Origin of the sequence: Mesorhizobium sp. WSM1497 (genome assembly GCF_001672455.2) — a bacterium.
GTDB lineage: Bacteria > Pseudomonadota > Alphaproteobacteria > Rhizobiales > Rhizobiaceae > Mesorhizobium > Mesorhizobium ciceri.
This window is the reverse complement of sequence record NZ_CP021070.1, coordinates 3,491,400-3,515,480: the sequence shown is the minus strand read 5'-3', so window position 1 is coordinate 3,515,480 and position 24,081 is coordinate 3,491,400. Positions and strand designations below refer to the sequence as shown.

General features: G+C 63.3%; 19 protein-coding genes and 1 other RNA gene. 7 read left to right on the top strand and 13 right to left on the bottom strand.

All coding sequences use genetic code 11. The features are described 5' to 3' along the window. From A9K65_RS17055 to mraZ, 6 genes are read right to left on the bottom strand one after another with little or no spacing between them, the layout of a single operon-like run. On the bottom strand, positions 1–1,458 hold the full coding sequence (locus tag A9K65_RS17055; RefSeq protein WP_064993824.1) for a UDP-N-acetylmuramoylalanyl-D-glutamyl-2,6-diaminopimelate--D-alanyl-D-alanine ligase: 1,458 nt from the start codon (positions 1,456–1,458) through the stop codon (positions 1–3). Further along, positions 1,455–2,909, bottom strand: a complete 1,455-nt coding sequence (locus A9K65_RS17050; protein ID WP_064993825.1) for a UDP-N-acetylmuramoyl-L-alanyl-D-glutamate--2,6-diaminopimelate ligase — start codon at positions 2,907–2,909, stop codon at positions 1,455–1,457. Before A9K65_RS17050 ends, A9K65_RS17055 begins: the two co-directional genes overlap by 4 nt. A 54-nt stretch (positions 2,910–2,963) precedes the next feature. Continuing rightward, the gene (locus A9K65_RS17045; RefSeq protein WP_013530951.1) at positions 2,964–4,673 is read right to left on the bottom strand and encodes a penicillin-binding protein 2; all 1,710 of its coding nucleotides are present in this window, start codon (positions 4,671–4,673) and stop codon (positions 2,964–2,966) included. After that, on the bottom strand, positions 4,670–5,068 hold the full coding sequence (locus tag A9K65_RS17040) for a hypothetical protein (RefSeq protein WP_013530950.1): 399 nt from the start codon (positions 5,066–5,068) through the stop codon (positions 4,670–4,672). Before A9K65_RS17040 ends, A9K65_RS17045 begins: the two co-directional genes overlap by 4 nt. Before the next feature lie 4 nt (positions 5,069–5,072). Further along, on the bottom strand, positions 5,073–6,107 hold the full coding sequence (rsmH, locus tag A9K65_RS17035) for a 16S rRNA (cytosine(1402)-N(4))-methyltransferase RsmH (RefSeq protein WP_064993826.1): 1,035 nt from the start codon (positions 6,105–6,107) through the stop codon (positions 5,073–5,075). After that, positions 6,104–6,562 carry a division/cell wall cluster transcriptional repressor MraZ gene (mraZ, locus tag A9K65_RS17030; RefSeq protein WP_013530948.1) on the bottom strand — a complete coding sequence of 153 codons (459 nt, stop codon included), beginning with the start codon at positions 6,560–6,562 and terminating at the stop codon, positions 6,104–6,106. Before mraZ ends, rsmH begins: the two co-directional genes overlap by 4 nt. 410 nt (positions 6,563–6,972) lie before the next feature. Between mraZ and A9K65_RS17025 the strand changes: the two genes are divergently transcribed. After that, positions 6,973–8,100, top strand: a complete 1,128-nt coding sequence (locus A9K65_RS17025; RefSeq protein ID WP_063172492.1) for a cystathionine gamma-lyase — start codon at positions 6,973–6,975, stop codon at positions 8,098–8,100. An 87-nt stretch (positions 8,101–8,187) separates the two neighbouring features. Here the strand turns inward: A9K65_RS17025 and rnpB are convergent. From rnpB to A9K65_RS17000, 5 genes are all read right to left on the bottom strand, one after another. Next, an RNA gene (gene rnpB / locus A9K65_RS17020) (RNase P RNA component class A) lies at positions 8,188–8,597 on the bottom strand. A 50-nt stretch (positions 8,598–8,647) separates the two neighbouring features. Beyond that, positions 8,648–9,379 (bottom strand): lytic transglycosylase domain-containing protein, encoded by a 732-nt coding sequence (locus tag A9K65_RS17015; RefSeq protein WP_013530946.1) that lies wholly within the window; start codon positions 9,377–9,379, stop codon positions 8,648–8,650. A gap of 208 nt (positions 9,380–9,587) precedes the next feature. Continuing rightward, positions 9,588–10,343, bottom strand: a complete 756-nt coding sequence (locus A9K65_RS17010) for an N-acetylmuramoyl-L-alanine amidase (RefSeq protein ID WP_064993827.1) — start codon at positions 10,341–10,343, stop codon at positions 9,588–9,590. Further along, positions 10,340–11,059: a DnaJ family molecular chaperone gene (locus A9K65_RS17005; RefSeq protein ID WP_063172494.1), complete on the bottom strand. Its 720-nt coding sequence runs from the start codon at positions 11,057–11,059 to the stop codon at positions 10,340–10,342. Before A9K65_RS17005 ends, A9K65_RS17010 begins: the two co-directional genes overlap by 4 nt. A gap of 174 nt (positions 11,060–11,233) precedes the next feature. Next, a complete protein-coding gene (locus A9K65_RS17000) occupies positions 11,234–11,608 on the bottom strand; it encodes a hypothetical protein (protein WP_244514312.1) in 375 nt (124 codons plus the stop codon). An 80-nt stretch (positions 11,609–11,688) separates the two neighbouring features. Between A9K65_RS17000 and A9K65_RS16995 the strand changes: the two genes are divergently transcribed. Genes A9K65_RS16995 through A9K65_RS16985 form a run of 3 tightly spaced genes read left to right on the top strand, consistent with a single transcriptional unit; the run spans position 11,689 to position 17,348 of the window. Continuing rightward, positions 11,689–15,336, top strand: a complete 3,648-nt coding sequence (locus tag A9K65_RS16995) for a hydantoinase B/oxoprolinase family protein (RefSeq protein WP_064993828.1) — start codon at positions 11,689–11,691, stop codon at positions 15,334–15,336. 33 nt (positions 15,337–15,369) lie between these two features. After that, the gene (locus tag A9K65_RS16990; RefSeq protein WP_064993829.1) at positions 15,370–16,668 is read left to right on the top strand and encodes a DUF3419 family protein; all 1,299 of its coding nucleotides are present in this window, start codon (positions 15,370–15,372) and stop codon (positions 16,666–16,668) included. Beyond that, positions 16,665–17,348, top strand: a complete 684-nt coding sequence (locus A9K65_RS16985; RefSeq protein WP_064993830.1) for a class I SAM-dependent methyltransferase — start codon at positions 16,665–16,667, stop codon at positions 17,346–17,348. Before A9K65_RS16990 ends, A9K65_RS16985 begins: the two co-directional genes overlap by 4 nt. Positions 17,349–17,400: 52 nt before the next feature. On the opposite strand, the gene A9K65_RS16980 is transcribed toward A9K65_RS16985, so the two are convergent. Further along, entirely contained in the window at positions 17,401–18,780 is a 1,380-nt protein-coding gene (locus A9K65_RS16980) for a serine hydrolase (RefSeq protein WP_064993831.1), read from the bottom strand. Between the two features lie 229 nt (positions 18,781–19,009). Between A9K65_RS16980 and A9K65_RS16975 the strand changes: the two genes are divergently transcribed. Next, positions 19,010–19,810 (top strand): GH25 family lysozyme, encoded by an 801-nt coding sequence (locus A9K65_RS16975; protein WP_013530938.1) that lies wholly within the window; start codon positions 19,010–19,012, stop codon positions 19,808–19,810. Between the two features lie 245 nt (positions 19,811–20,055). Then, entirely contained in the window at positions 20,056–21,237 is a 1,182-nt protein-coding gene (locus A9K65_RS16970; protein WP_064993832.1) for a lytic murein transglycosylase, read from the top strand. A gap of 139 nt (positions 21,238–21,376) precedes the next feature. Here the strand turns inward: A9K65_RS16970 and A9K65_RS16965 are convergent, their stop codons facing one another. Further along, positions 21,377–22,597 (bottom strand): alanine racemase, encoded by a 1,221-nt coding sequence (locus tag A9K65_RS16965; RefSeq protein WP_013530936.1) that lies wholly within the window; start codon positions 22,595–22,597, stop codon positions 21,377–21,379. Between the two features lie 208 nt (positions 22,598–22,805). On the opposite strand from A9K65_RS16965, the gene A9K65_RS16960 reads away from it, so the two are divergent. Beyond that, the gene (locus A9K65_RS16960; RefSeq protein ID WP_064993833.1) at positions 22,806–23,723 is read left to right on the top strand and encodes a DMT family transporter; all 918 of its coding nucleotides are present in this window, start codon (positions 22,806–22,808) and stop codon (positions 23,721–23,723) included. Positions 23,724–24,081 lie beyond the last annotated feature (358 nt).

The window sequence follows — 24,081 nt, the reverse complement described above, 5'->3', positions numbered from 1 at the left end:
CTAGGTCTGTTTTCTGGTTGTCGATTCAGCCGGGAATTTGCCCAGCAGCGCATCGACCAGTTTTGCAAAACCGATGCCCTTCGACGATTTGATCATCACCACGTCACCCGGCTTGAGCGCGGCAAGCAGCACCGGCTTCAGCTCCTCGACACCGGCGCGGTATTCCGTCTTGATCTCAGCCGGCAGCGCTTCGGCCAGCGCCCGCATTTCCGGGCCGCCAAGAAAAACGGTCTGCGTGCCCGTGCCGACGATGAGATCGGCAAGGGCCGCATGCAGCTTGGTCGAATGGTCGCCGAGTTCGAGCATGTCGCCGAGCACGGCGATGCGGCGGCCCTCGCCCGTCACCGGCGTCGCGTTGAGCAACGCCATGGCTGCAGCCATCGATGCCGGATTGGCGTTGTAGCTTTCGTCGATCAGCGTGATCAGTCCACCGGGGTGGCTCGAAGTCGAGCCACCGGGATGGCGCAGCACATGGCGCTTGCCGCGCCCGCGCTCGGCGGAGAGATCGGCCAGTGCTGAAGCAACCTTGTCGAGATCGGCGCCGACCAGATGCGCCGCACCCAGCACCGCCAGCACGTTCTGCACCATATGGCGGCCGGGCGCGCCGATCCGCGCCGGCACTTCGTGGCCGCCGATCCTGGCGATGATGTCGGAATGATCGGCATGCAGTTCGCATTTGGTGAGCTTGAAGGTAGAGCGCGCATTCTCGCCGAAGCCGTAGACGTGCTCGACACCGGCGGCATGGGCCATCTTGTCGAGCAGCTTGAAGCGGGCATCGTCGCGGTTGAGGACGGCGGCCCCCTCGGGCTCCAGCCCCTCGAAAATCTCGGCCTTGGCCTTGGCGATCTCGTCCAGATTACGGAAAAAGCCGAGATGCGCCGCCGCGATCATGGTGACGATGGCGACATGCGGCCTCACCATCTTGACCAGCGGACGGATCTCGTCGGGATGGTTCATGCCGATCTCGAACACGGCATAGTCGCAATCATCAGGCATCCGCGCCAAGGTCAGCGGCACGCCCCAGTGATTGTTGAAGGACTGCGCCGAGGCATGCACCTTGCCTACGGCTTGCAGCACATGGCGCAGCGCTTCCTTGGTGGTGGTCTTGCCGGCCGAACCGGTCACAGCGATGATTTTCGCGCTCGAGCGGGCGCGCGATGCAACTCCAAGCTTTTCCAGCGCGACCAGCACGTCCTCGACGACGATGATCGGCGCTGTCAGCCGGCCGAGCGACGGCAGCTTGCCTTCGGCCACCACCAGCACGCCAGCGCCAGCCTTGATGGCGGCGGTTGCGAAGTCATGGCCGTCCATCGCCTCGCCCTTGATGGCGAAGAAGGCGTCGCCCGGCTGCAGGCTGCGGCTGTCGATCGAAATGCCTGAAATGCCATCCGGCATCGGCCCGAGCGGCCGCCCGTCCATGGCGGCAACCAGCGCTTCAGAGGTCCACAGCAAGCTCATGCTGCACGCTCCGTGAGTGCCGCGCGGACTTCCTCATGATCGGAGAAATGCAAGGTCTCGGAGCCGATCGTCTGGCCTTCCTCGTGGCCCTTACCGGCCACGATCAGCGTGTCGCCGGCATGCAGCATGGCGACCGCTTCGTGGATCGCCTGGCGCCGGTCGCCGATCTCGATGGCACCTGGAGCACCGGCCAAAATAGCGGCACGGATCGTTTCCGGCACTTCGGAGCGCGGATTATCGTCGGTGACGATGACGACATCGGCAAGCCGCGTCGCGATTTCGCCCATGATCGGCCTTTTTCCCCGGTCGCGGTCGCCGCCGCAGCCGAACACGACGATGACGCGGCCGGTGGTGAACGGCCGCACCGAGGCCAGCACGTTTTCAAGCGCGTCCGGCTTGTGGGCATAGTCGACATAGACCGGCGCGCCATTGCCGGTGGTGCCGACGAGGTCGAGCCGGCCCGGCGCGCCCTTCAGTTTCTCCAACGCCATCAAGGCCTTGGCGACAGGTGTTCCCGTGGAAATGGCAAGACCCGCCGAAACCAGCGCGTTCGAAATCTGGAAATCACCGGCCAGCGGCAGGTCGATCTCGTAGAGCACGCCGTCGGCCTCGACTTCGGCCCGCTGGCGGTGGCGTTCGTGCTCGACCCGTTTCAGCCTGAGGAAGTCGCCATGGCGGCCGACCGTCAGCACATTGAGCCCGGCAGCCTTTGCGGCCACGGTCGTCGGCGCCGACCATGGATCGTCGGCGAAGATCACGGCCGGCGCGCCCTTCGGCAGCAACGTGTCGAACAGGCGCAGTTTGGCGCGGTGATAATCCTCGATGGTCGGATGATAATCCATATGGTCGCGGCCGAGATTGGTGAAGCCGCCGGCGGCCAGCTTCACGCCGTCGAGGCGGCGCTGGTCGAGCCCATGGCTGGAGGCTTCCATCGAGGCGTGGGTGACGCCGGCATCGGCCAATTCCCGCAGCAATTGATGCAGGGCGACCGGATCGGGTGTCGTCAGCGAACCATAGTCGTTGCGCCCAGGCGCCACCACGCCGGTGGTGCCGATCGAAGCGGCGGCATAACCGGCTTGCTCCCAGATCTGCCTGGTGAAGGCTGCGACCGAGGTCTTGCCGCTGGTGCCGGTCACCGCGACCATGATCTCAGGCTGCTTGCCGAAATAGCGTGCCGCACTCTGCGCCAGCGCCAGGCGCGGATCGTCGACCGCCAGCACCGGAACCGGGAGTCCGGCAATGGTGCTGCCCTTGCCCGCCACGATCGCGGCCGCACCGCGCGCGGCGGCATCTGCGGCATAAACGGCACCGTCGGCCTTGGTTCCGGCGAGCGCAAAAAAGACAACGTCCGCTTTTACCTCGCGGGAATCCGAAGAAATCCCTGTAACCTCCAGATCGACGGAAGCTATTCCCTCGACGGGCAGGATACCGGCTAGATCTCTGAGCTTCATCGAGTCCCGTTCACCGCAACAAAATAGCGCGCTGTTGCCGGCGCGCCCTAAGAATCACTGATAGGAAACCAGCGTTGCACCATTTTCATGGCTGAAATCTGGCTTCACGCCAAGCATGGCAGCTGAACGCCTGATGATATTGCCGGCCATAACCCCAGCATTCGCAGCCGCGACATCCGTCATGCCGGGCTTTTCCGGGTGCGGGGCATCGGCAATGGTAAACACCAGATACTGCGGATCGTCCATCGGGAAGGCGGCGACGAAGGTGTTGAAATTCAAGTCCTTCGAGTAGCGGCCATTGATGACCTTCTCGGCGGTTCCGGTCTTGCCGCCAACGCGGTAGCCGGGGACTCTGGCGTTTCTGGCAGAGCCCTTTTCGGCATTGAGCGAATAGAGGTAGCGCATGCCTTCGACGGTCTTTTCGCTCACCACTCTCTTGGCGGTGGCCATCGCTTCCGCCTGCGTCCGCACCAGAAAGGTGGGGTTCATCAGGAAACCGCCATTCATCAACGCCGCGCAGCCCACAGCCGCTTGCAGCGGCGTCGTCGACACGCCATGGCCGAAGGCGATGGTGAATGAATTGACCTGTTTCCAGACCTTCGGTTCAGTCGGACGGGCAGTCTCCGGCAATTCGGTCTGCATCCTGTCCAGAATGCCAAGGCGATGCAGGAATTCGCGATGCCCCTCGATGCCGACCATCTCGGCTTCCCTGGCCGACCCGATGTTGGACGAGTAGAGGAACACCTCCGGCAACGACAGCACACGGTTCTTGCCGTGGAAATCGTGAATGGCCTGATGGCCGACCCGGATTGGATGCGAAGCATCGAAGCGGCTCGCCATCGTCGCTTTGCCGGAATCGAGCGCCATGGCTGAGGTGAAGCTCTTGAAGGTCGAACCCATCTCGTAGAGGCCCGCCGACATGCGATTCAGCCGGTCCTTGTCTTGTGCGTTGTAGGGATTGTTCGGATCAAAATCCGGCACCGAGGCCATGGCCACCACTTCGCCGGTCTTGACGTTGAGCACAACGGCGCCGGTGCCCATGGCACGATAGCGCTCCAGGCCGGCGGCGATCTCGTCGCGCACGACATGCTGCACGCGCAGATCGATCGAAAGCTTTACCGGCTTGAGATCCTTGGCAATGGCAAGGCCCGACGCCTGCAGGTCGCTCAGCCCCTGCTCGTCGACATATTTCTCCATGCCGGAGATGCCCTGGTTGTCGATGTTGGTGAGCCCGACAATGTAGGACGAGGTCTCGCCGCTCGGATAGAAGCGGCGCTTTTCGGTGCGGAAGCCGAAACCGGGAATGCCGAGCTGCATGATGTCGGACTGTTGCTTGGGCGTCAGCTGCCGCTGCAGCCAGACGAAACCGGCGCCGCTCTTCAGCTTATGGTAGGTCTGCTCATAATCGATGTCGGGAAGCACCGTCGACAGCTTCTCGATCGCCTCGTCGGCGTCGACAATCCGGCGTGGTTCTGCAAACAGCGACGCCGTCTTGATGTCCGTGGCCAACACTTCGCCGTTGCGGTCGACGATGTCGGGCCGCGATGCCGTCACCCGGCTCTGCGGACCGCCCGACATATCGGGGGTCTGGAAGCCGAGATAGACCAGCCGCCCTGATATGGTCGAGAAGATGCCGAAGAACACCGCCATCGTCATGACGATGCGCGTCCTGCCCTTGCCGCCGGTCGCCTTGCGGGCGCCCTCGACCACGATCGATCCATCTTCACTCGTCCTAGCGCGACGTTTCAGCAGTTTACCGATCATTGGGCGATGCCTCCGGTCACCACGGGATCCCTGCCGTCCGACGGCGCCTTGCCGCCCGAACTATCAGCCATGCCGCCCTGGCGTCCCGACAAGATGTCCTGGATGTCAAGGGATTTGGCCGGCAGGTCGCCGACACCGCCGATCTGGCGGGCGCTGACCGGCTCGAGTTCGAGCTGCGACTTGTAGAGTTCGGCGAGCTTCTGCAGCCGCGACGGCTGGGTAAGCAGGCTCCAGTCGGCCTTGAGCAGGTCGATCGTGTCCTCCTCATAGCGTATCTGCGCATGGATCTTCTGCACGGCGGCCAATTGTTCCTCGGCCTCGCGCTTGGCCTTGTAGGTAAGGGCCGCGACCGCAACCATGACGGCGATCAGGACAATGTCGCTGGTACGAAACACTTAGCTACCTCTCCCCCGGCCGGTCGATACCGGGAAGCTTTGGAAGGCCGAAAATCGAAAAGTCGCTGCCGCGCGCCGGCGCCTCGGTGCGGACCGCCGCGCGCAGCCTGGCCGAACGGGCGCGCGGATTGGTCGCCACCTCGGCATCGCCGGCCGTCACGCCGCCGCCCGACTTGCGGAACGTCGCGGTGCGCGCATGCGCCTCGGGCAGGTGACGCGAGCCGGTCGCGACATCGGCCCGGTCGGCGATGAAACGCTTGACGATGCGGTCTTCCAGAGAATGGAAGGTGACCACGGCGAGCCGTCCGCCCGGCTTCAGAGCGCGTTCGGCCGCAAACAGGGCCTTGGCCAGTTCGCCAAGCTCGTCATTGACAAAAATGCGCAGCGCCTGGAAGACGCGCGTCGCCGGATGGATCTTGTCCTTCGGCGCCCGGCCGATATGCGTCTCGATGGCGTCGGCGAGTTCCAACGTGCGCTCGAACGGGCGCTTTTCGCGGCGCGCCTCGATCATGCGGGCAATGCGTCCGGCATGGCGCTCCTCGCCAAGGAAGCCGAAGATGCGGGCAAGATCGCCCGGCTTGAAGGAATTGACGACGTCGGCGGCGCTGAGGCCCGATTGCGCCATGCGCATGTCGAGCGGCCCGTCGGCGCGGAACGAAAACCCGCGCTCCGCCTGGTCGAGCTGCATCGAGGACACGCCGATGTCGAGCACGATCCCGTCGGCGCTCTCGACATGTTCGTCCAGCGTCGAGAACGGCGCCTGCACCAGCCGCAGCCGACCACCCGACTGCACTTCAAGATCGCGCCCGGCCGCAATGGCATCCGGATCGCGGTCGATCGCCACCACGGAGGCGCCTGTCGCCAGAATGGCCCTGGTGTAGCCGCCGGCGCCGAACGTGCCGTCGATGATGAGGTCGCCCTGCGCCGGCGCCAGTGCTTCGAGCACTTCGGCAAGGAGGACCGGAATGTGGCGGGCCGATCCGCCAACGGCGTGCCCATCTACGGCGCGAGGAAGGTCATCGCCGTGGCCTGCCGTCATTCCGGTCGCTCCCCAGGCTTCGTCCCCTGCCGAAGCTGCAAAAGCCGTGCCCGCGCCTGCGCCCCATAGGCGGCAAGCCGTCCCGGCTCCCAGATCTGAAAGAAATTGCCGCGCCCGACAAAGGCCACTTCCGCCGAGATGCCGGTGTGTTCGCGAAGGAAATCGCTCATCGTGATGCGGCCGTCCTGGTCGAGTTTCAAGAAGGTTCCGTCGCCATGGCAGAAGAACGACATATCGTCCGCCGTCTGCAGGAAGGGATCCTCGAGCGCTATGCGCTGCTCGTAGCGGTCGAGCAGGTCGAGCCCGCCGACATCCATCGCCGGCAGGTCCAGGCAGCGCAGCGCATAGAGTTCCGAATAGCCGCGCTTCTGCACGACGGCACGGAAATGCGCGGGAACGGACACCCGCCCCTTCGCATCGATCCTGCTCACCGTGTTTGACAGAAACCGGTCCATTAAACGCTACAGCCGCTTGCGCCGCCGCACCCCTCTGCATCTTGTCGCACGCGCCGCCGCAGCGCGTTCCCTGCCCCGTATCAGCCTCGTCCGCACAGGCAAAAACCAGCAAACGCGCAGCCGCCGCGGCTGCCCGATTGGCGTACGCTTTACCCTGACACGGAACGAAGGCTTTGATGTCTGGATGGGATATCATGGGGCACTATGGGCGTCAACGGGAATAGGCTTCACAAACACGCGCGCCCCGACCAAAGAGAGCAGCCGTGACGACACGTCTCGTCTTTATGGTCTATTAAGCCTAACGAAGCGTTTAGAGCCGCCTGGCCCAACCGGACGCGCCTTGCCGCGAGCCGCTGCCGGGCATAGCGTCTCGCCACATCCAGCCGGTCACCAACAGGGTCTGAAATTTGATGTCTGAAACAGCAAAGTCACGCGCTGCAGCGCTTCCTCACCTGCGTCGCAGCGGGCTTGCCATGGGCGATTCCATTCCCCTGCCGCTGACCATGGCCGCCATCTTTCATGCGCCCGGCGACGCCACCGGCTTCAACCAGTACGGGCGATTCAGCAACCCGACCTGGGACGCGGTCGAGCATATGCTGGCCCATCTGGAGGACGCGCCCTGCGTCGCGTTCCCTTCCGGAATGGCGGCAATCTCGGCGGCGTTTTTTGCCGTGCTCAAGGCCGGCGACCGTATCCTGCTGCCATCGGACGGCTATCACACGACACGAGCGCTGGCCGAGCGCTTCCTCAAGCCGCTCGGCATCACCTATGATGTCAGGCCGACTTCGACCTTCCTCGATGGCGGCTTCGATGGCTATCGGCTGGCATTTGTCGAAACCCCTGCCAATCCGGGGCTGGATATCTGCGATATCGCCGCCGTTGCCGATGCTGTCCACAAAACCGGCGCGATTCTTGTGGTCGACAACACGACCATGACCCCTTTCGGCCAACGACCGCTCGACCACGGCGCCGATATCGTCGTTGCCGCCGACACCAAGGCACCCAATGGCCATTCCGACGTGCTGTTCGGCCATGTCGCCAGTCGCAATGCCGATATCATCGCCGCCGTGACCGGCTGGCGCGAAGTTTCCGGCAGCATTCCCGGTCCGTTCGAAGCCTGGCTGGTGCACCGCGGCCTGGAGACACTGGATGTGCGCTTCGATCGCATGTGTTCCTCGGCGGAAGTCATCGCGCGGCGACTGCAGGGCCACAAGGCAATCAGCGGCCTGCGTTATCCCGGGCTTGAAGGCGACCCGTCGCACAACCTAGCCCGCGCCCAGATGGAGCGCTTCGGCTTTCTCATCTCTTTCGAACTCGCCTCGGAAGACAAAGCCGAGGACTTCATCAACAATTGTGCCCTGATGCAGGCCGCGACATCCTTCGGCGGCGTCCACACCTCCGCCGAGCGGCGCCTGAAGCGAGGCGATGCGGTCTCCGCCGGTTTCGTCCGCCTCTCGGTCGGCTGCGAGCCGGTGGAAGAGCTCTGGAAAGCGATCGAGACGTCGCTGGACGGGATCAGCGGCTCCCGGCTCGGATGAACGGCCGGACAGGCTTGAATCAACAGGCGCGCCCGAGGGCGCAACCTGCTGATTTCAAGAGATTTCTCTTGATATCGGGGGAGAGAAATTGCCAGCTGGCCTGTAAGCCGGGTTCTGTATGGCCCTCGTCCCTTGCGAGGCGAGAACGTGGCGGCCATTCATCTTGGGCGCATGTTGCCATGCGCCTCACGCAACCTACCCGGACGGTGAGCCGGAAACAGCCCTCGAGGGTTTCCCCTCGCACCGTCCCTATTCGGTCTTGCTCCCGGTGGGGTTTACCGTGCCGCTCCTGTTGCCAGTCGCGCGGTGGGCTCTTACCCCACCCTTTCACCCTTGCCCCGAATCCGGCAAGCCGGATCGTGGCGGTTTGCTTTCTGTGGCACTTTCCCTGGGGTCGCCCCCGCCGGCCATTAACCGGCACCGTGTTTCCATGGAGCCCGGACTTTCCTCACCCACGACCTTTCGGCGTTTGCGGGTGCGGCCGCCCAGCCAGCTGGCAGAGCGTATAAAGGGGTTCACGCCCGAAAACGCAAACGAAAAAGCTGACTTATGCGGGCGATCCAAGCGCAGCCATCTGCACCTTGACCTTGCCGCAATAGGCTGCCGACACGGGGTTCATCCGCGTTGCGGCGTGCCCGGCATTGTATTTCAGAATGGTGCCGCAGGTCGTGCCGCCACCGAGGCTCCGTGCCATGGCAAGGTATTTCATGCCGTATTTGATGTTGGTGTCGGGATCGAACAGGCCCTTGGCGGAGCCGCTATAGCCCATCATCCGAGCCGTGGCCGGCTTGATCTGCATCAGGCCGATCTCGCCGGCGCTGCCGACGATGTTGGGCCGGTAGTTGCTCTCGATCTTGATGACCGCCGAGGCGAGCGACACGGGCACGCCTTCGATCGCCGCATAGCGGGCAACGATTGCGGAATACTGGCCGCTGCTCGCCACCGCGGCCGTCGACTCCGCCGCGTTCCTGAGGCCGATCGATGCCGTTCTCGTCATGTCGACGGTCTTGCGGCCGCGCTTCGTCTGCCTTTTGGCAATGGACTTCTTCGGTTTGGACCAGCTTGCCTTTTCCGCTTTGGCGGAAGCCCGCTTCGTCTCCGCTTTGGCGGATGCCTGCTTTGTTGCCTTGGCGTCGTGGCCTGCCTTGCCGCTTTTTGCGGATACCACGGGAAACCCTTGATCGGCCCGCGGGCTGAATGACGCTGCATGCGCCGCACTGAAGGCAAAAGTCATTACGCCGGCAGCAAGAGCTGCCGTTAAAACGGTAAATTTCTGCATGTGATCCTGTTCTGTCTGAACCGCGCGAAGATGTTCACGCAGCAACGCCTAACCAACGTCGGAACAACCCGGGGGGCTTGGGGTCCGACATCTACACGTCAGCCGTTTGACGCCCGAATTGGTGTCAAACAAGGCCGGCAAGTCACTTTGAGTGACAGCCTGTAACTTAAGGATTGGAAAGAATTGCTTGGGAGAGGTCTCCCGGGGATTAGCGCTTCACGGAAGCAAGCAGCCTTTGCAGCGTCCGCAGCGTCGAGCCGTCGGCAACGCCGTCCACCTTGCGCGGCCGGAAATGCCGTTGGAAGGCTTCGACCACCGCCTCCGTCTGCCGGTCGAAAACGCCGGATATTTCAACGCCATAGCCGTAGAGCGCCAGCATCGACTGCAACGCTTCGATATCGCCGCCGGTGTCGCCGGTTGTCAGAGTAGCGCCTCGCCTGACGGGGGCGGCCGTAACGAGATGGCCGACACCGGCCTCGAATAGCGTCCGCCACGGAAACTTCTCGCCGGGATCGATTTTGCGCCCCGGCGCAACATCGGAATGCGCGAGTACCCGCTCGGCGGCGATCGAATGCCGACCGGCGATCCCCCGGCACAGCCCGATCACGGCATCGATCTGCCGCCGGGGAAAACCGGGATAGCCCAGCGAATGCCCGGGATTGACGATCTCGATGCCGACGGAACAGGAATTGATGTCGGCGCGTCCGAACCACGAACTCTTGCCGGCATGCCAGGCGCGGTCGCTTTCCCTGACCATCTGCACGATATGGCCATTCTCGTGGACCAGATAATGCGACGAGACCTCGCTGGCCGGATCGCAAAGCCAGGCCTCGGCCCCGGCGCCGGTCGCCATGCCGGTGTAGTGCAGCACGATCATGTCAGGCCTGGGTGTCTCGCGCCGCGGGCCGAAATTCGGCGATACCCTGACTTCGGCACGTGGCTCGTCGGGCAGAAAGCCGCTCATGCGTGGCGCAGGCCCCGCTCGATCATCTCGTAGGCGGCGTTGATCGCCGCCACCCTGGTGGTCGCGATCTTGATGAATTCCTGAGGCAGGCCGCGCGCGATCAGCCGATCCGGATGATTGTCGGAAACCAGCTTGCGATAGCGTTTCCTGACCTCTTCGAATGGCTTGCCGCGCTCGATGCCCAGCACGACATAGGGATCCCCGGCGCCGAGATTGACGTGCCGGGCCATGATGGCTTCGTAATGCGCTTCGTCGATGCGGAAAATCTCGGCGATGCGGTGCAGGAAATGGCCTTCGCGCTCGTGCACCAGCCCGTCGGCCTTGGCGATATGGAACAGACCGTCGAGTATGTCTTCAAGCATCACGCAGTTGGAATGGCCCGAACCGCACATCTGGGCCATCCGCTCGGCATAGGTTTCGAAACCGGCCACGTCGCGCTGGGCGAGATCGAACAGCCGCGCCACGTTGCGCGTCTCCTTCGGCGGCACTTCGAATATCTCCTGGAAGGCGCGCACCTCGTCCTGGGTGACGATGCCATCGGCTTTGGCCATCTTGGCCGACAGCGCGATCATCGCCACCGAAAAGGCGACACGCCGGCGCAAATCCGCATCGCCGGAGAAAACCGTACGCACAGCCTCGACAACGTCGGCGACACCCGACGAGGTTGAGGATGAAACGCGGGTGATGAACTCGCCGAGGCGATCCCAAATCGACATGGCCTGCTTCTTAGAGCCACCGCTCCCTCCTATCAAGCCGGGACAGTGCCGCAGGCTTTGCGCGACAAATCGATCCGGCGCGCGAGAGGGATTGGCCCACGGCGCTCGGAGGACATGAGAAAGGCCGGCGCGAGCCGGCCTTCCTCATTCATCACAAGAAGTACTGCTTGCTCACTACTGCGCGGGCGCAGGAGCTGGTGTTGCCGGAGCCGGCTCGGCGGGCTTCTCGGGTGTGATGCTCTTCGTGGTCGAATTATCCGTTGCCGGAGGCGTCGCGGCCGGCGGCGTGGCTTCCGGGGTGGCCGGCTTCATCGGTTCCTCGGCGGCCGGCGGGTTGGTGCTCTGGGTGGTGGTGTTGTCCGTACCGCTGTCACTGCAGGCGGCGACGCCAAGCAAAGCCAAACCGGAAACGGACGCGAGAATGAGCTTTTTCATTTGTCTCTCCTTCAACACACGCTCACGTTGCCGTGAGCGGTCGAAGGACAAATGCGTCAGCCGGCCATGAGTTTCGTAACGTTGCGTTTCCGCATGTAACATCGTCTGGTTCATTTGCGATTGCCGCTCAGGCCGTAGCGAACTAACAGCATGTGCCGAAACACCGATCGAACAGAAGAGCGCCAGGGGCTGTCATGACCGAAAAATGGGATTTCTGGATCGACCGTGGCGGCACATTCACCGATATCATCGGCCGAGATCCGGAAGGCGGGCTGCACCCGCGCAAGCTTCTCTCCGAAAATCCCGAAGCCTATAACGATGCCGCCATCCAGGGCATTCGCGACCTTCTTGGCTTGTCGGCCGGCGACACGATCCCGAGCGGCCTGATCGGCGACATCAAGATGGGCACCACGGTCGCCACAAATGCGCTGCTGGAGCGCAAGGGCGACCGCGTGCTTTTGCTCATCACCAAGGGCTTCCGCGATGCGCTGAAGATCGCCTACCAGGCGCGCCCGGACATCTTCGCCAAGGAGATCATCCTTCCCGAACAGCTCTACGAGCGCGTCATCGAAATCAACGAGCGTGTGCGCGCCGATGGCTGCGTCGAACAATTGCTCGATATCGCCGCCTGCCGGCCGGCGATCGAACAGGCCAGGGCCGATGGCATCGATGCGGTCGCCATCGTCTTCATGCACGCCTGGAAATACCCCGACCACGAGAAGGCGGTGGCGAAAGTCTGCCGCAAACTCGGTTTCAGCCAGGTCTCGGTCAGCCATGAGGTCTCGCCGCTGATCAAGCTGGTCGGCCGCGGCGACACCGCGGTGGTCGACGCCTATTTGTCGCCGATCCTGTCGCGCTATGTGCAAAGGGTGGCGGGAGAGTTGGGTGCGGCGCCAAGCTCCCCCCTTGTGGGGGAGAGCGATCAATTTCCCCGCCTGATGTTCATGATGTCGTCGGGCGGTCTCACCGCCGCCGACATCTTCCAGGGCAAGGACGCACTGCTGTCAGGACCAGCCGGCGGCGTCGTCGGCATGGTCGAGACGGCCAGGCTCGCCGGCTTCGACAAGGTCATCGGTTTCGACATGGGCGGCACCTCGACCGACGTCGCTCACTATGACGGCGAATATGAGCGCGCCTTCGACACCGAGGTCGCCGGCGTGCGCATCCGCGCGCCGATGATGCGCATCCATACCGTCGCCGCCGGCGGCGGCTCGATCCTGCACTACGAGGCCGGCCGCTTCCGGGCCGGGCCGGATTCGGCTGGCGCCAATCCCGGCCCGGCAGCCTACCGGCGCGGCGGCCCGCTCGCCGTCACCGACGCCAATGTGATGCTGGGCAAGCTGCAGCCCGATTTCTTCCCGGCCATTTTCGGACCCGGCCAGGACCAGACGCTCGACGTCGAGACGGTAGGGGCAAAATTCGCCGCACTCGCCGCCGAAATCGGCGACGGCCGGTCGCCCGAGATTGTCGCCGAGGGCTTCGTCACCATCGCCGTCGAAAACATGGCCAATGCCATCAAGAAGATCTCCGTGCAGCGCGGCTACGACGTCACCGAATATCTATTGAACTGTTTCGGGGGCGCCGGCGGCCAGCACGCTTGCCTGGTCGCCGATGCGCTCGGCATGGAAGCGGTGCTGATCCATCCCTTCTCAGGTCTTCTGTCGGCCTATGGCATCGGCCTGTCCTCGGTCTTTGCCTCGCGCCAGCAGGCGCTGCTGAAGCCCCTTGCCGAAGAGTCCAGAACGGAGATCGGCAACCTCATTGCCATCTTGAGAGAAGCCGTCATCGCCGAACTCGCGGCGCAAGGCATCGGCGAGGATACGGTCGCCACGAAGCCGGTGCTGCACATTCGCTATGACGGCACCGACACGACACTGCCGGTGAATTTCGAGGCGGATTCGATTTTCCAGGCCAGGCGCGATTTTGAAATCGCCCACAAGGCGCAGTTCGGTTTCGTCTATGACGACAAGCCGATGATCGTCGAGACCGTCGGCGTCGAAGGCACCGACACCGGCGGCACTGGGCGCGACGAAACTGAATCGCGAACCGAAGACCTTGCCGTAAGCCCTTCACAGACCCGCGAAATCTTCACCGAGGGAGCGTGGCGCACTTCACCCATCTTCCGCCGCGAGGCGCTGAAGCCGGGAAACAGGGTTGCGGGACCTGCCTTGATTATCGAGCCGAACCAGACAATCGTCATCGAGCCGGGCTGGCTGGCCGAAATCACCGCCAGGAACCACGTGCTCCTGCGCCGCGTCGAGAAAAAGCGCCGGCAGGCAGCGCTCGGCACCGAGGCCGATCCGGTCATGCTGGAGGTCTTCAACAACCTCTTCATGTCGATCGCCGAGCAGATGGGCGTCACGCTGCAGAACACCGCCTATTCCGTCAACATCAAGGAACGGCTGGATTTTTCCTGCGCCGTCTTCGACCGGACCGGCGCGCTGGTCGCCAATGCGCCGCACATGCCGGTACATCTCGGCTCGATGGACCGCTCGGTCGAAACCATCATCCGGCTGAATTCCGGCGACATCCACCCCGGCGACGTCTTTGCCCTCAACGCACCCTATAATGGCGGCACGCATCTGCCGGACATCACTGTCGTGACGCCGGTCTTCGATGATGCCAAGGAAAGAATCCTGTTCTGGGCCGCCTCGCGCGGCCATCATGCCGATATCGGTGGCACGGCACCCGGCTCGATGACGCCGCTCGCCACCACGGTCGACGAGGAAGGCGTGCTGTTCGACAATTTCCGCATCGTCGACCGTGGCCGCTTCCGCGAGAAGGAGCTGGAAACGCTGCTCACCGATCACCGCTACCCGGCCCGCAATCCGCACCAGAACATCGCCGACCTCAAGGCGCAGATCGCCGCCAATGAGAAGGGCGTAGCCGAACTGCGCAAGATGGTCACCCATTTCGGCCTCGATGTCGTCGAGGCCTATATGGGCCATGTCCAGGACAATGCCGCCGAAAGCGTGCGCCGCGTGCTGGAGCGGCTGCCGGATAGTTCTGAGTACGAATACCCGACCGACACCGGCCAGATCATCAAGGTGAAGATCACGGTCGACCGGCAAAAGCGCGAGGCGACCGTCGACTTCACCGGCACCTCGCCGGTGATGAAGAACAATTTCAACGCGCCCGAGCCGGTGGCCCGCGCCGCCGTGCTCTACGCCTTCCGCGTCATGGTCGAGGATATGATCCCGATGAATGCCGGGTGCCTGCGGCCCATCAAGATCATCATTCCCGATGGCTGCATGCTGAAACCCGCCTACCCCGCCGCCGTCGTCGCCGGCAATGTCGAGACCTCGCAGCATGTCACCAACGCGCTGTTCGGCGCCATGGGCGCCATGGCCAACGCCCAAGGCACGATGAACAACCTGACCTTCGGCAACAAGACGTACCAGTACTACGAGACGATCTGCTCCGGCTCGCCGGCCGGCCAGATGAACTCCGGCCGCGGCTTTGCCGGCACCTCCGGCGTCCACACCCACATGACCAATTCGCGCCTCACCGATCCGGAAGTGCTGGAACTGCGCTTTCCCGTGCTGCTCGAGGATTTCCACATTCGGGAAAATTCCGGCGGCAAGGGCAGATGGAGCGCCGGCGACGGCACCAAACGCACCATCCGCTTCCTCGAAAAGATGGAATGCGCGATCCTGTCCTCGCACCGCAACCGTCCTCCCAAGGGGCTGGACGGAGGCGGCGATGGCGAGGTCGGCTCGACCAAGATCCGCCGCAAGGACGGCACGATCGACCTGCTGAAAGCCTGCGACCAGACCGTGCTGCAGGCAGGAGACGCCGTCATCCTGACGACGCCGACGCCGGGGGGATTTGGTAAACCGTAAGAAGAGGCGTCAACAGGCTGTCACCGGCCTGTCATGGCCCTGCGCTACCCGCTTGCGGCAAAGCAAATGGGGAATCATCTTGCCATGACGGACGTTTCCGCAGATCTGGTTTTTCGCCGCGGCAAGGAAGTTGGAAAGGCCGTCTACCAGAACCGCCCGCTGTCGAAGGCCGGCATTTCGGAGCGGCTGTTCGCTTTCCTGTTCTCCGGCCTCGTCTATCCGCAGATCTGGGAAGACCCCGATGTCGACATGGAGGCGATGCAGCTTGGCCAGGGCCACCGCGTCGTCACCATCGCCTCGGGCGGCTGCAACATCCTGGCCTACCTCACGCGCTCGCCGGCCCGGGTCGACGCCGTCGACCTCAACACCGCGCATATCGCGCTGAACCGCATGAAGCTGGAGGCGGTGCGCCATTTGCCATCGCAGGGCGATCTGTTCCGCTTCTTCGGAGCCGCCGACACCAGCCACAATTCGAAAGCGTATGACCGTTTCATCGCGCCGCATCTCGATCCTGTCAGCCGTCACTACTGGGAGCGCCGCAACTGGCGCGGGCGCCGTCGCATCACTGTGTTCGACCGCAATTTCTACCAGACCGGCCTGCTCGGCCTGTTCATCGCCATGGGCCATCGCACGGGAAAATTCTTCGGCGTCGACCCAGCCGGCATCATGCAGGCCAGGAACATCGGCGAGCAGCGCCGCTTCTTCAACGAGGAGTTGGCGCCGGTCTTCGACAACAAGCTTTTGAGATGGGCGACGTCGCGCAAGGCTTCACTGTTCGGCCTCGGCATTCCACCGGCGCAGTACGATTCGCTGATCACTTCTGGCGACGGCACCATGGCCAGCGTGCTGAAAGCCCGGCTGGAAAAACTCGCTTGCGATTTTCCGCTGGAGAATAACTACTTCGCCTGGCAAGCCTTTGCCCGCCGCTATCCGAACCCCGGCGAGGCCGCCCTGCCCGCCTATCTCGAAAAGCAGAATTACGAGACCATCCGCGGCAATGTCGGCCGCGTCGCCATCCACCATGCCAATCTGATCGAGTTTCTCGCCGGCAAGGATGCAGGCGCGGTCGACCGCTTCGTCCTGCTCGACGCACAGGACTGGATGACCGACGATCAGCTCAACGCGCTGTGGGCGGAAATCACCCGCACGGCTTCGGCCGGCGCCCGCGTCATCTTCCGCACCGCCGCCGAGCCCAGCCTGCTGCCGGGTCGCGTCTCCAGTTCGCTGCTCGACCAATGGGACTATCAGGACCAGGCTTCGCGGGAATTTTCGGCCCGCGACCGCTCGGCCATCTATGGCGGCTTCCATCTCTACGTAAAGCGCGCGGCATGAGCAGCAGCGAGCTGCCGGCCAGCCCCGAATTCAAGGCCAATCACGCCGAACTGATGGACGGCGTCTACCGCTGGCAGCGCCACATCTACGACCTGACCCGCAAATACTACCTGCTCGGCCGCGACCGGCTGATATCAGGCCTCGACGTGCCTGTCGGTGGCACCGTGCTTGAACTCGGCTGCGGCACCGGGCGCAACATCATTCTGGCTGCCCGCCGCTATCCCCATGCGCGCTTCTACGGACTCGATATTTCGGCCGCAATGCTGGAGACGGCCGGAAAGGCGATCGACCGCGAGGGCCTGTCCGGTCGCGTCATATTGGCTAGGGGCGATGCCACCGATTTCGATGCCCGTGCACTCTTCCATGTCGAACGCTTCGACCGTGTCTTCGTGTCCTATTCGCTGTCGATGATCCCCGGCTGGGAAAAAACAGTATCGGCGGCACTTGCCGCCCTGTCGCCGAACGGTTCGCTGCACATCGTCGATTTCGGCCAGCAGGAAGGCCTGCCGCGCTGGTTTCGCACACTGCTGCGCGGCTGGCTGAAAAAATTCCACGTCGCGCCTCGTGAATCGCTGCGCGAAGTGCTGGAATCGGAATCTCGGCGAACCGGCGCAAGCTTCCGTTTCCGCACGCTTTATCGCGGCTACGCCTGGCTGGCGGTTATCGGGCCGCGCGGCTAGCCAAGGTGAAACTGCCATTTGCAGGCCGACCTCACCTGAATGTCAATGCACCTTAATGGAGTGCCTTCACCAACGCCCCCACCATCGTCTGCGGCCGATAGCCAAGCTTGGCAGGCGTCAGCCCCAGCCGCACCACCACCAACTGCTCCGAGGGAATGATGGCAACCGTCTGCCCGTCATGGCCTTCCATCCAGTACGTGTCCTTGGGCAGGCCTGCCGCGACACCGGCGCCGGGGTTTTCCTCATCGCCCGGGGCCTCGATCCACAATTGGCCCTTGCCGTAGACCTTCGAGGCGGATGCCGGCTCTCGCATCCAGTCGACGAAACCGGCCGGCAGGATCTGGTTGCCGTTCCACACCCCGCCTTGCAGCAGGAACTGGCCGAAGCGCGCCCAGTCATGCGCGGTTGCGTAGAGATAGGACGAGCCGACGAAGGTGCCCAGCTCGTCGGTCTCGAGCACCGCGCTGTGCATGCCGAGCGGCTCGAATAGCGCCGTGCGCGGCCACGTCAGCGCCCTGGCCTTGTCGCCGACCGCGTCCTGCCAGAGGCGCGACAGCATCACCGCCGTGCCGCTCGAATAGGAAAACTGTTTGCCGACCTCTGCAGCCAGCGGCTTGGATTCGGCAAAGCCCGCCATGTCAGGTTCGAGATAGAGCATGCGCGTGACGTCGGCGACGTCGCCATAATCCTCGTTGAACTCCAGCCCGCTCGACATCGCCATCATGTCGGCAAGGCTGATCGCGGCGCGGCCGTCCGCCTTCCACGGCGCGAACAGGTTTTTGTTGTCGAAAGCCATCTTGCCGTCCTTGACCAACGTACCGACGATGGCGGCATTCACCGTTTTGGTCATCGACCAGCCGAGCAGCGGCGTCCTGGCGGAAAAGCCATCGCCGTAGCGCTCGGCGACGACACGGCCATTCTTGACCACCACCACCGCGCGCATGCCGGTGCCGATCAGCGCCGCATCATCCAGCAGCTTGGCAACAACCGGATCCTGTGATGCCTCGACCCGTTCGCCTTCCGGCCACAGGTCGCCCATGGTGACTGCGGACGGCTCCGCTTGGATCGCGGTCCGCCGCACCTTTCCTACGTCGCCGTCCGGAACCGAAGCGCAGCCAAGCCCGTCGCGGGCTACGGCGACGCTCTTGCCGAGGAAACCGAACAGGCCGGCAGACACCGTTCCCCTGTTCTTGTCCACCGAAACCCGCATTAACCGCAGCAGGGGATGCCCGGGTGCCTGCACGTCGACGGCCAGCACCTCATTGGGATCGCGGCCGGCGATAAAAACGTTCGAACAGACGATCTTGGCCGAGTAGCCCGAGCCAACCCTGATCAACTCCGGTGGCGCGATATAAAGCCAGGCAAAAAGTGCTGCGATCACTAGGACGATCAGGCCAAGCAGCCATTTGACGATCTTGACCACGATCCGCATTTATTTCCTCCGGGCCCTGCGCGACCCTTATGTCATCGATTTGCCGCCATTGCTTCCGCAAATCACAATGCTTGTCGAGCGTCATCAACGGATTATCAACCATGATCGGCGATCACAGGATATGCTGAGCGATGCTGTGGGGCGATCGTTCGGAGGGGGCCCGATCACAAAGCAGGCCAACAGTGTAAAGACCCATCAGCGACCGGCTGAATCCGGCTCGGGAATTGCGATGCGCCGTCTTGCGGGCCTGATCATGCTAGCGCTGCTTGGTGCTTGCTCGACCGTCGACGATCTCTCGCCGCTGTCGCCATCCGCTTCGAGCAGCCCGACGGTTGCCGTGCGCGCGCCGCGCTTTGCCGACTCCAAGCCGCATGAATGGGAGAGCGGCGCGCCGTGGAACTATGCCGTCCACGGCACCGATGTTTCCAAATACCAGACCTCGGTCGACTGGCCGGCTGCCAGGGCGAGCGGCATCTCCTTCGCCTTCATCAAGGCGACCGAGGGCGGCGACCGTTTCGACGAGTATTTCAGCGAGCATTGGGCGCGCACGAAGGCCAACGGGATTCCGCGAGCCGCCTATCATTTCTATTATTTCTGCACCCCGGCCGCCGTTCAGGCGCGCTGGTTCATCCGCAACGTCCCCGTCGATCGCTCGGCGATGCCGCCGGTCCTCGACATGGAATGGAACCCGCAATCGCCGACCTGCAGGCTGCGTCCCGACGCCGCCACGGTGCGCGCGGAGATGACCACCTTCCTCGAAATCGTCGAACGCCATTACGGCAAGAAGCCGATCATCTACACTTCCGTCGACTTCTTCGACGACAACGGGCTGTCAGGGTTCCGCGGCTATCCCTACTGGCTGCGTTCCGTCGCCGGCCATCCGCGTGAGAAATACGGCAGCCACCCCTTCACCTTCTGGCAGTACACCGGAACCGGCATCGTTCCCGGCATGACCGGCAAGTCCGACATCAACGTCTTCAACGGCAGCGAAGCCGCCTGGAACAAATGGCTGCGGCAGAACACCCGTTGACGTCAGGTTCAACGGCAGCACCGCCCTGGATCAAAAGCACTCCAGCAGAGCTTCCGTTGAACCGCTGCAACGGCAGCGAAGCATTCCGGAATAAGAAGCTGCCGCAGAACACCGTTGACACCGGGCCTGCCGCCTGCTTTTCGACACAGCCAGCGGTAAAGAGTGCAACCGCCGGTAATTCAGGGCGTTGGGCTTCCCGGGGGGAGCGCAACAAATGACCCCCTGTTCGTTTCGAAAGGAAGCTGATGCGACTGCGTTCCAAAGTCTTCGCGGCTGCGCTGACCCTGTGCGCCACGGCCTTGCCGGCGATGGCGCAGGAATGCGGCGGCGACTTCGAATCCTGGAAGCAGGGCGTCGCCGCGGAAGCCAAGGCGGCCGGCGTAGGTACAGTGGGTCTCGACGCCCTTGAAGCGGCAACCTTAGATGACAAGGTGTTGGCGCGCGACCGCGCCCAGGGCGTCTTCACCCAAACCTTTGTCGAGTTTTCCAACCGGATGATCTCGGCCTATCGCCTGAAGCAAGGTGCGGCGAACATAAAGAAATACGCGGATGTCTTCGCCCGAGCCGACCAGCAGTTCGGCGTCCAGGCGCCGATCATCGCCGCCTTCTGGGCACTGGAGACCGATTTCGGCGCCGTGCAGGGCGACTTCCACACGCTGAGCGCCCTGGTGACGCTTTCCCATGATTGCCGCCGGCCGCAGCTCTTCCGGCAACAGCTGGTGCCGCTTCTGGAACTGATCGATCGCGGCGTGCTGCCGGCCGATGTCAGGGGCGCCTGGGCCGGCGAGATCGGCCAGACGCAGATCCTGCCCTCCGACTATCTGGCACGCGGCGTCGACGGCGACGGCGACGGCAAGATCGACCTGCGCGGCAGCGTGCCTGATGTGATCATGACCACTGCCAACAAGGTGCTGTCGCGCGGCTGGAAACGCGACCAGCCCTGGATCCAGGAAGTCCGCGTGCCCGAAGACATGCCGTGGGATCAGACCGGTCGCACCAACAAGCTGCCGCTGTCGCAGTGGGCGCAATGGGGCGTCACCTACCCCAGCGGCGCGCCGCTGGTCGATAACGGCCTGAAAGCAGGCCTCGCGCTGCCGATGGGCCGCAAGGGGCCAGCCTTCCTCACCTACGACAATTTCGACGTTTACCTCGAATGGAACCAGTCCTTCACCTATGCGCTGACGGCAGCCAACCTTGCCGCACGGCTGGCAGGCGCGCCGCCGTTGGACCCGCGCAATCCCGAGACCGGTCTCAACAATGAGCAGATGAAGGCATTGCAGACCAAGCTGGAAGCCAAGGGCTACGATGTCGGCACCGTCGACGGCATTTTGGGTACCAACACCCGCGAGGCGATCCGCAAGGAGCAGACGCGGCTAGGTTTGCCGGTGGATGGCTGGCCGACGCCGGAGCTGTTGGGAAAATTATAGGGCAATAGGGCAGTAGGGCAAATTAGCCCGAAGCAGTGACTGCCGCCACCCCTATTCCCCTATTCCCCTATTCCCCTATTCCCCTATTCCCCTATTCCCCTATTCCCCTATTCCCCTATTTCCCTACTGCTTATTCCCCTCAATCCGCCATCGTCTCCAAACTGGCAAAACCCTGTGGCGCGTCGCCCTCGTCGAACGGCGTCGTCACCTCGACGAAGGTGTCGGGATAGAAGCCGTTGAAGCGGGTCCTCAGCGACAGCGAATAGGCGCCGATATGGCCGATCTCGATCCAGTCGCCGGTATCGACCGTTTCCGGCAGCCAGAACGGCCGCGACAGGATGTCGACGGAATCGCAGGTCGCGCCGCAGACCTTGAACGGCACGATGTTCTTCTCCTCGCCATTGCGCGAGCGGATCGCCGGGTCGGGAATGAAGCGCGCCGGCAGCGTGATCTTGCCGGTCCATGAATCCGACAGCGAGGCCCAGATGCCGTCATTGATGTAGAGCCGCTTGCCCTTGCGCAGCAACACCCGCACGATCAGCGACAGGCAGCGCGCCACGATCACCCGGCCGGGCTCAGCCACCAGCGGCATCTGGTCGAACTGATACTCCTTCAGATCGCCCGACAGCCGCGACATGATCTGGCCAAGCGACGGCATCTCGATCTGCTTGCGGTTGGGGTCGTGGCCGTATTCGGCGGGGAAACCGCCGCCGACATCGAGCCCGGCAATATCGAAGGTCAGCCGGTTGCGCACCCAGTCGGCGGAAGCCAGCGCCCGCTCATAGGTATCGGGATCCTCGATCTGGCTGCCGACATGGAAGCACAGGCCGACCTTGTAGCCGGTGCGGTTCAGCCGCTCGGCGAGCTCGACGGCATAGGCCGGCCCGGCGCCGAACTTCTTCGACAGTTCGTAGGCGGCATGCCCCTTGGTCTGCACCCGCACGAACACGCTGATCGAGCCCGGATCGATGTCGAGAGCCCGCACCACACGCGTCAGCTTGGTGATCTCGTCCTCATGATCGAGCGAAATGACGCGGATGGCGTATTTCTCCAGCGCCAGCTTGATGTCCGACTGCGCCTTGACCGGGTGCATGTAGAGCATCTCGGCATCGGGGGAAACGGCACGCACGGCAGCGAACTCGCCCGGCGAAGCGACGTCGAAAGCCTTGACGCCGGCTTCGACCAGCGTCTTCAGCACGATCTGCTCGCCATTGGTCTTGACCGCATAGGCGGTCTTGCCGGGGAACATGCCCATGAACTGCCTGGCATCCGCCATCAGCACTTGCGGGCGGAAGCAATAGACCGGATCGTCCGGACGAAGCGCCAGTGCCGCCTCGCGGGCATTCTCGAATCGCTGCATGGACGAATCCTCACTTCGGCTGCGCACAATTAATCCAAGCTAGCGGCTAATGAAAACAATTCTGTGTCTCGTGCGGCTGACGCTGGGGCGCTAGGTCTTTGCCAGCAACGTTTGCCAGCGATCAGGTTTCGGGTGGCTCTTGTCACTGAGTCCGATATGGCTTCTGCCTGACTGACTGGCATTCAGGCCGTCTGGGAGGGCGACTCACATGACAATAGCCGCGACATCAGCACCGCGCGGGCCGATGGTGCTCAAGGACTGGGGGCAGCTCCTGCTGCTCGGCGCGATCTGGGGCGGCTCGTTCTTCTTTGCCCGCATCGCGGTGGCCGAACTCCCCCCGCTGGTGCTGGTGCTGTTTCGCGTCGCCATCGCCGCGATCGCGCTACAGATCTATCTCGGCCTGCGCGGCCCGTCCTTCCGCCTCGCGCTTCCGCATGCAGGCCTGTTCTTCCTGCTGGCGCTCACCAACAATGTGGTGCCCTTTTCGCTGATCTTCGCCGGCCAGACGGAGCTTGGCGCCGGCGTCGCCTCGGTGCTCAACGCCACGACGCCGTTCTGGACATTGATTCTCGCCAATACGCTGACATCGGACGAAAAGCTCTCCTGGAACAAGCTCGCCGGCATTGCGCTCGGCATCGCCGGTACGGCCGTCATGATCGGCCCCGGCCTGCTTTCCGGGCTTGGCGGCCCGGTCTGGGCCAAATTCGCGCTGATCGGCGCTTCGCTGTCCTATGGCATTGCGCTGATGGTCGCCCGCCGCTTCAAGGGCGTGCCCTCGCCGGTCGTCGCCACCGGGCAGTTGACCGCTTCGACCATCATCATGATCCCGATCGTGCTCTTCACCTACGGCCCATCCGGCGTGTTCTCGGCCTCGCCGCCGGTATGGGCGGCGGTGCTGGCGCTGGCACTTCTGTCCACAGCCGTCGCCTACATCCTCTATTTCAACCTCGTCGCCTCGGCGGGCGCTACCAACGCCTCGCTGGTCACGCTTGTCGCGCCGGCCAGTGCCATGCTGCTCGGCTTCCTGTTCCTAGGCGAGCGGCTGGAGCTGTTCGAAATCGGCGGGGTGGTGCTGATCGCGCTCGGCCTCATCACCATCGACGGGCGCGTCCTTGGAAGACGTTAGCGCGTCCTTTGAACCCCCACATCGACGCGAAAGTCGCATTCGACTTTCGCGGCGGTAGCGCTGCCATGACACGGCAGCGACACGAGCCGGCCACATTTTATTCACAGGTCTGAAGTCGGTATTTGCCTAGGAGTTTCAAAGCCTAACGGCAAAAGACATGTCGCGGATTTCACAATCACGTCGCAATGCAGCACATTTTCCGCTTGCCTGTGGCACAAATGAACCTAGACTCCATGACATAGCTCTTTAAGAGGAGGCTATGTCATGGGACTTACGAGGCCTATCAACGCATTGATGATCTGTGCTGCGTTCGCCTTTATCGGAGCCCTCATTATGGGCTTCCTTCCCTGACCGCCAA

Bases quoted from the DNA above. Each gene is read 5' to 3' on its own strand.
- A9K65_RS17055 (WP_064993824.1), bottom strand. From the start codon at position 1,458: ATGAGCTTGCTGTGGACCTCTGAAGCGCTGGTTGCCGCCATGGACGGG.
- A9K65_RS17050 (WP_064993825.1), bottom strand. From the start codon at position 2,909: ATGAAGCTCAGAGATCTAGCCGGTATCCTGCCCGTCGAGGGAATAGCT.
- A9K65_RS17045 (WP_013530951.1), bottom strand. From the start codon at position 4,673: ATGATCGGTAAACTGCTGAAACGTCGCGCTAGGACGAGTGAAGATGGA.
- rsmH (WP_064993826.1), bottom strand. From the start codon at position 6,107: ATGACGGCAGGCCACGGCGATGACCTTCCTCGCGCCGTAGATGGGCAC.
- mraZ (WP_013530948.1), bottom strand. From the start codon at position 6,562: ATGGACCGGTTTCTGTCAAACACGGTGAGCAGGATCGATGCGAAGGGG.
- A9K65_RS17025 (WP_063172492.1), top strand. From the start codon at position 6,973: ATGTCTGAAACAGCAAAGTCACGCGCTGCAGCGCTTCCTCACCTGCGT.
- A9K65_RS17015 (WP_013530946.1), bottom strand. From the start codon at position 9,379: ATGCAGAAATTTACCGTTTTAACGGCAGCTCTTGCTGCCGGCGTAATG.
- A9K65_RS17010 (WP_064993827.1), bottom strand. From the start codon at position 10,343: ATGAGCGGCTTTCTGCCCGACGAGCCACGTGCCGAAGTCAGGGTATCG.
- A9K65_RS17005 (WP_063172494.1), bottom strand. From the start codon at position 11,059: ATGTCGATTTGGGATCGCCTCGGCGAGTTCATCACCCGCGTTTCATCC.
- A9K65_RS17000 (WP_244514312.1), bottom strand. From the start codon at position 11,608: ATGAACCAGACGATGTTACATGCGGAAACGCAACGTTACGAAACTCAT.
- A9K65_RS16995 (WP_064993828.1), top strand. From the start codon at position 11,689: ATGACCGAAAAATGGGATTTCTGGATCGACCGTGGCGGCACATTCACC.
- A9K65_RS16990 (WP_064993829.1), top strand. From the start codon at position 15,370: ATGGCCCTGCGCTACCCGCTTGCGGCAAAGCAAATGGGGAATCATCTT.
- A9K65_RS16985 (WP_064993830.1), top strand. From the start codon at position 16,665: ATGAGCAGCAGCGAGCTGCCGGCCAGCCCCGAATTCAAGGCCAATCAC.
- A9K65_RS16980 (WP_064993831.1), bottom strand. From the start codon at position 18,780: ATGCGGATCGTGGTCAAGATCGTCAAATGGCTGCTTGGCCTGATCGTC.
- A9K65_RS16975 (WP_013530938.1), top strand. From the start codon at position 19,010: ATGCGCCGTCTTGCGGGCCTGATCATGCTAGCGCTGCTTGGTGCTTGC.
- A9K65_RS16970 (WP_064993832.1), top strand. From the start codon at position 20,056: ATGCGACTGCGTTCCAAAGTCTTCGCGGCTGCGCTGACCCTGTGCGCC.
- A9K65_RS16965 (WP_013530936.1), bottom strand. From the start codon at position 22,597: ATGCAGCGATTCGAGAATGCCCGCGAGGCGGCACTGGCGCTTCGTCCG.
- A9K65_RS16960 (WP_064993833.1), top strand. From the start codon at position 22,806: ATGACAATAGCCGCGACATCAGCACCGCGCGGGCCGATGGTGCTCAAG.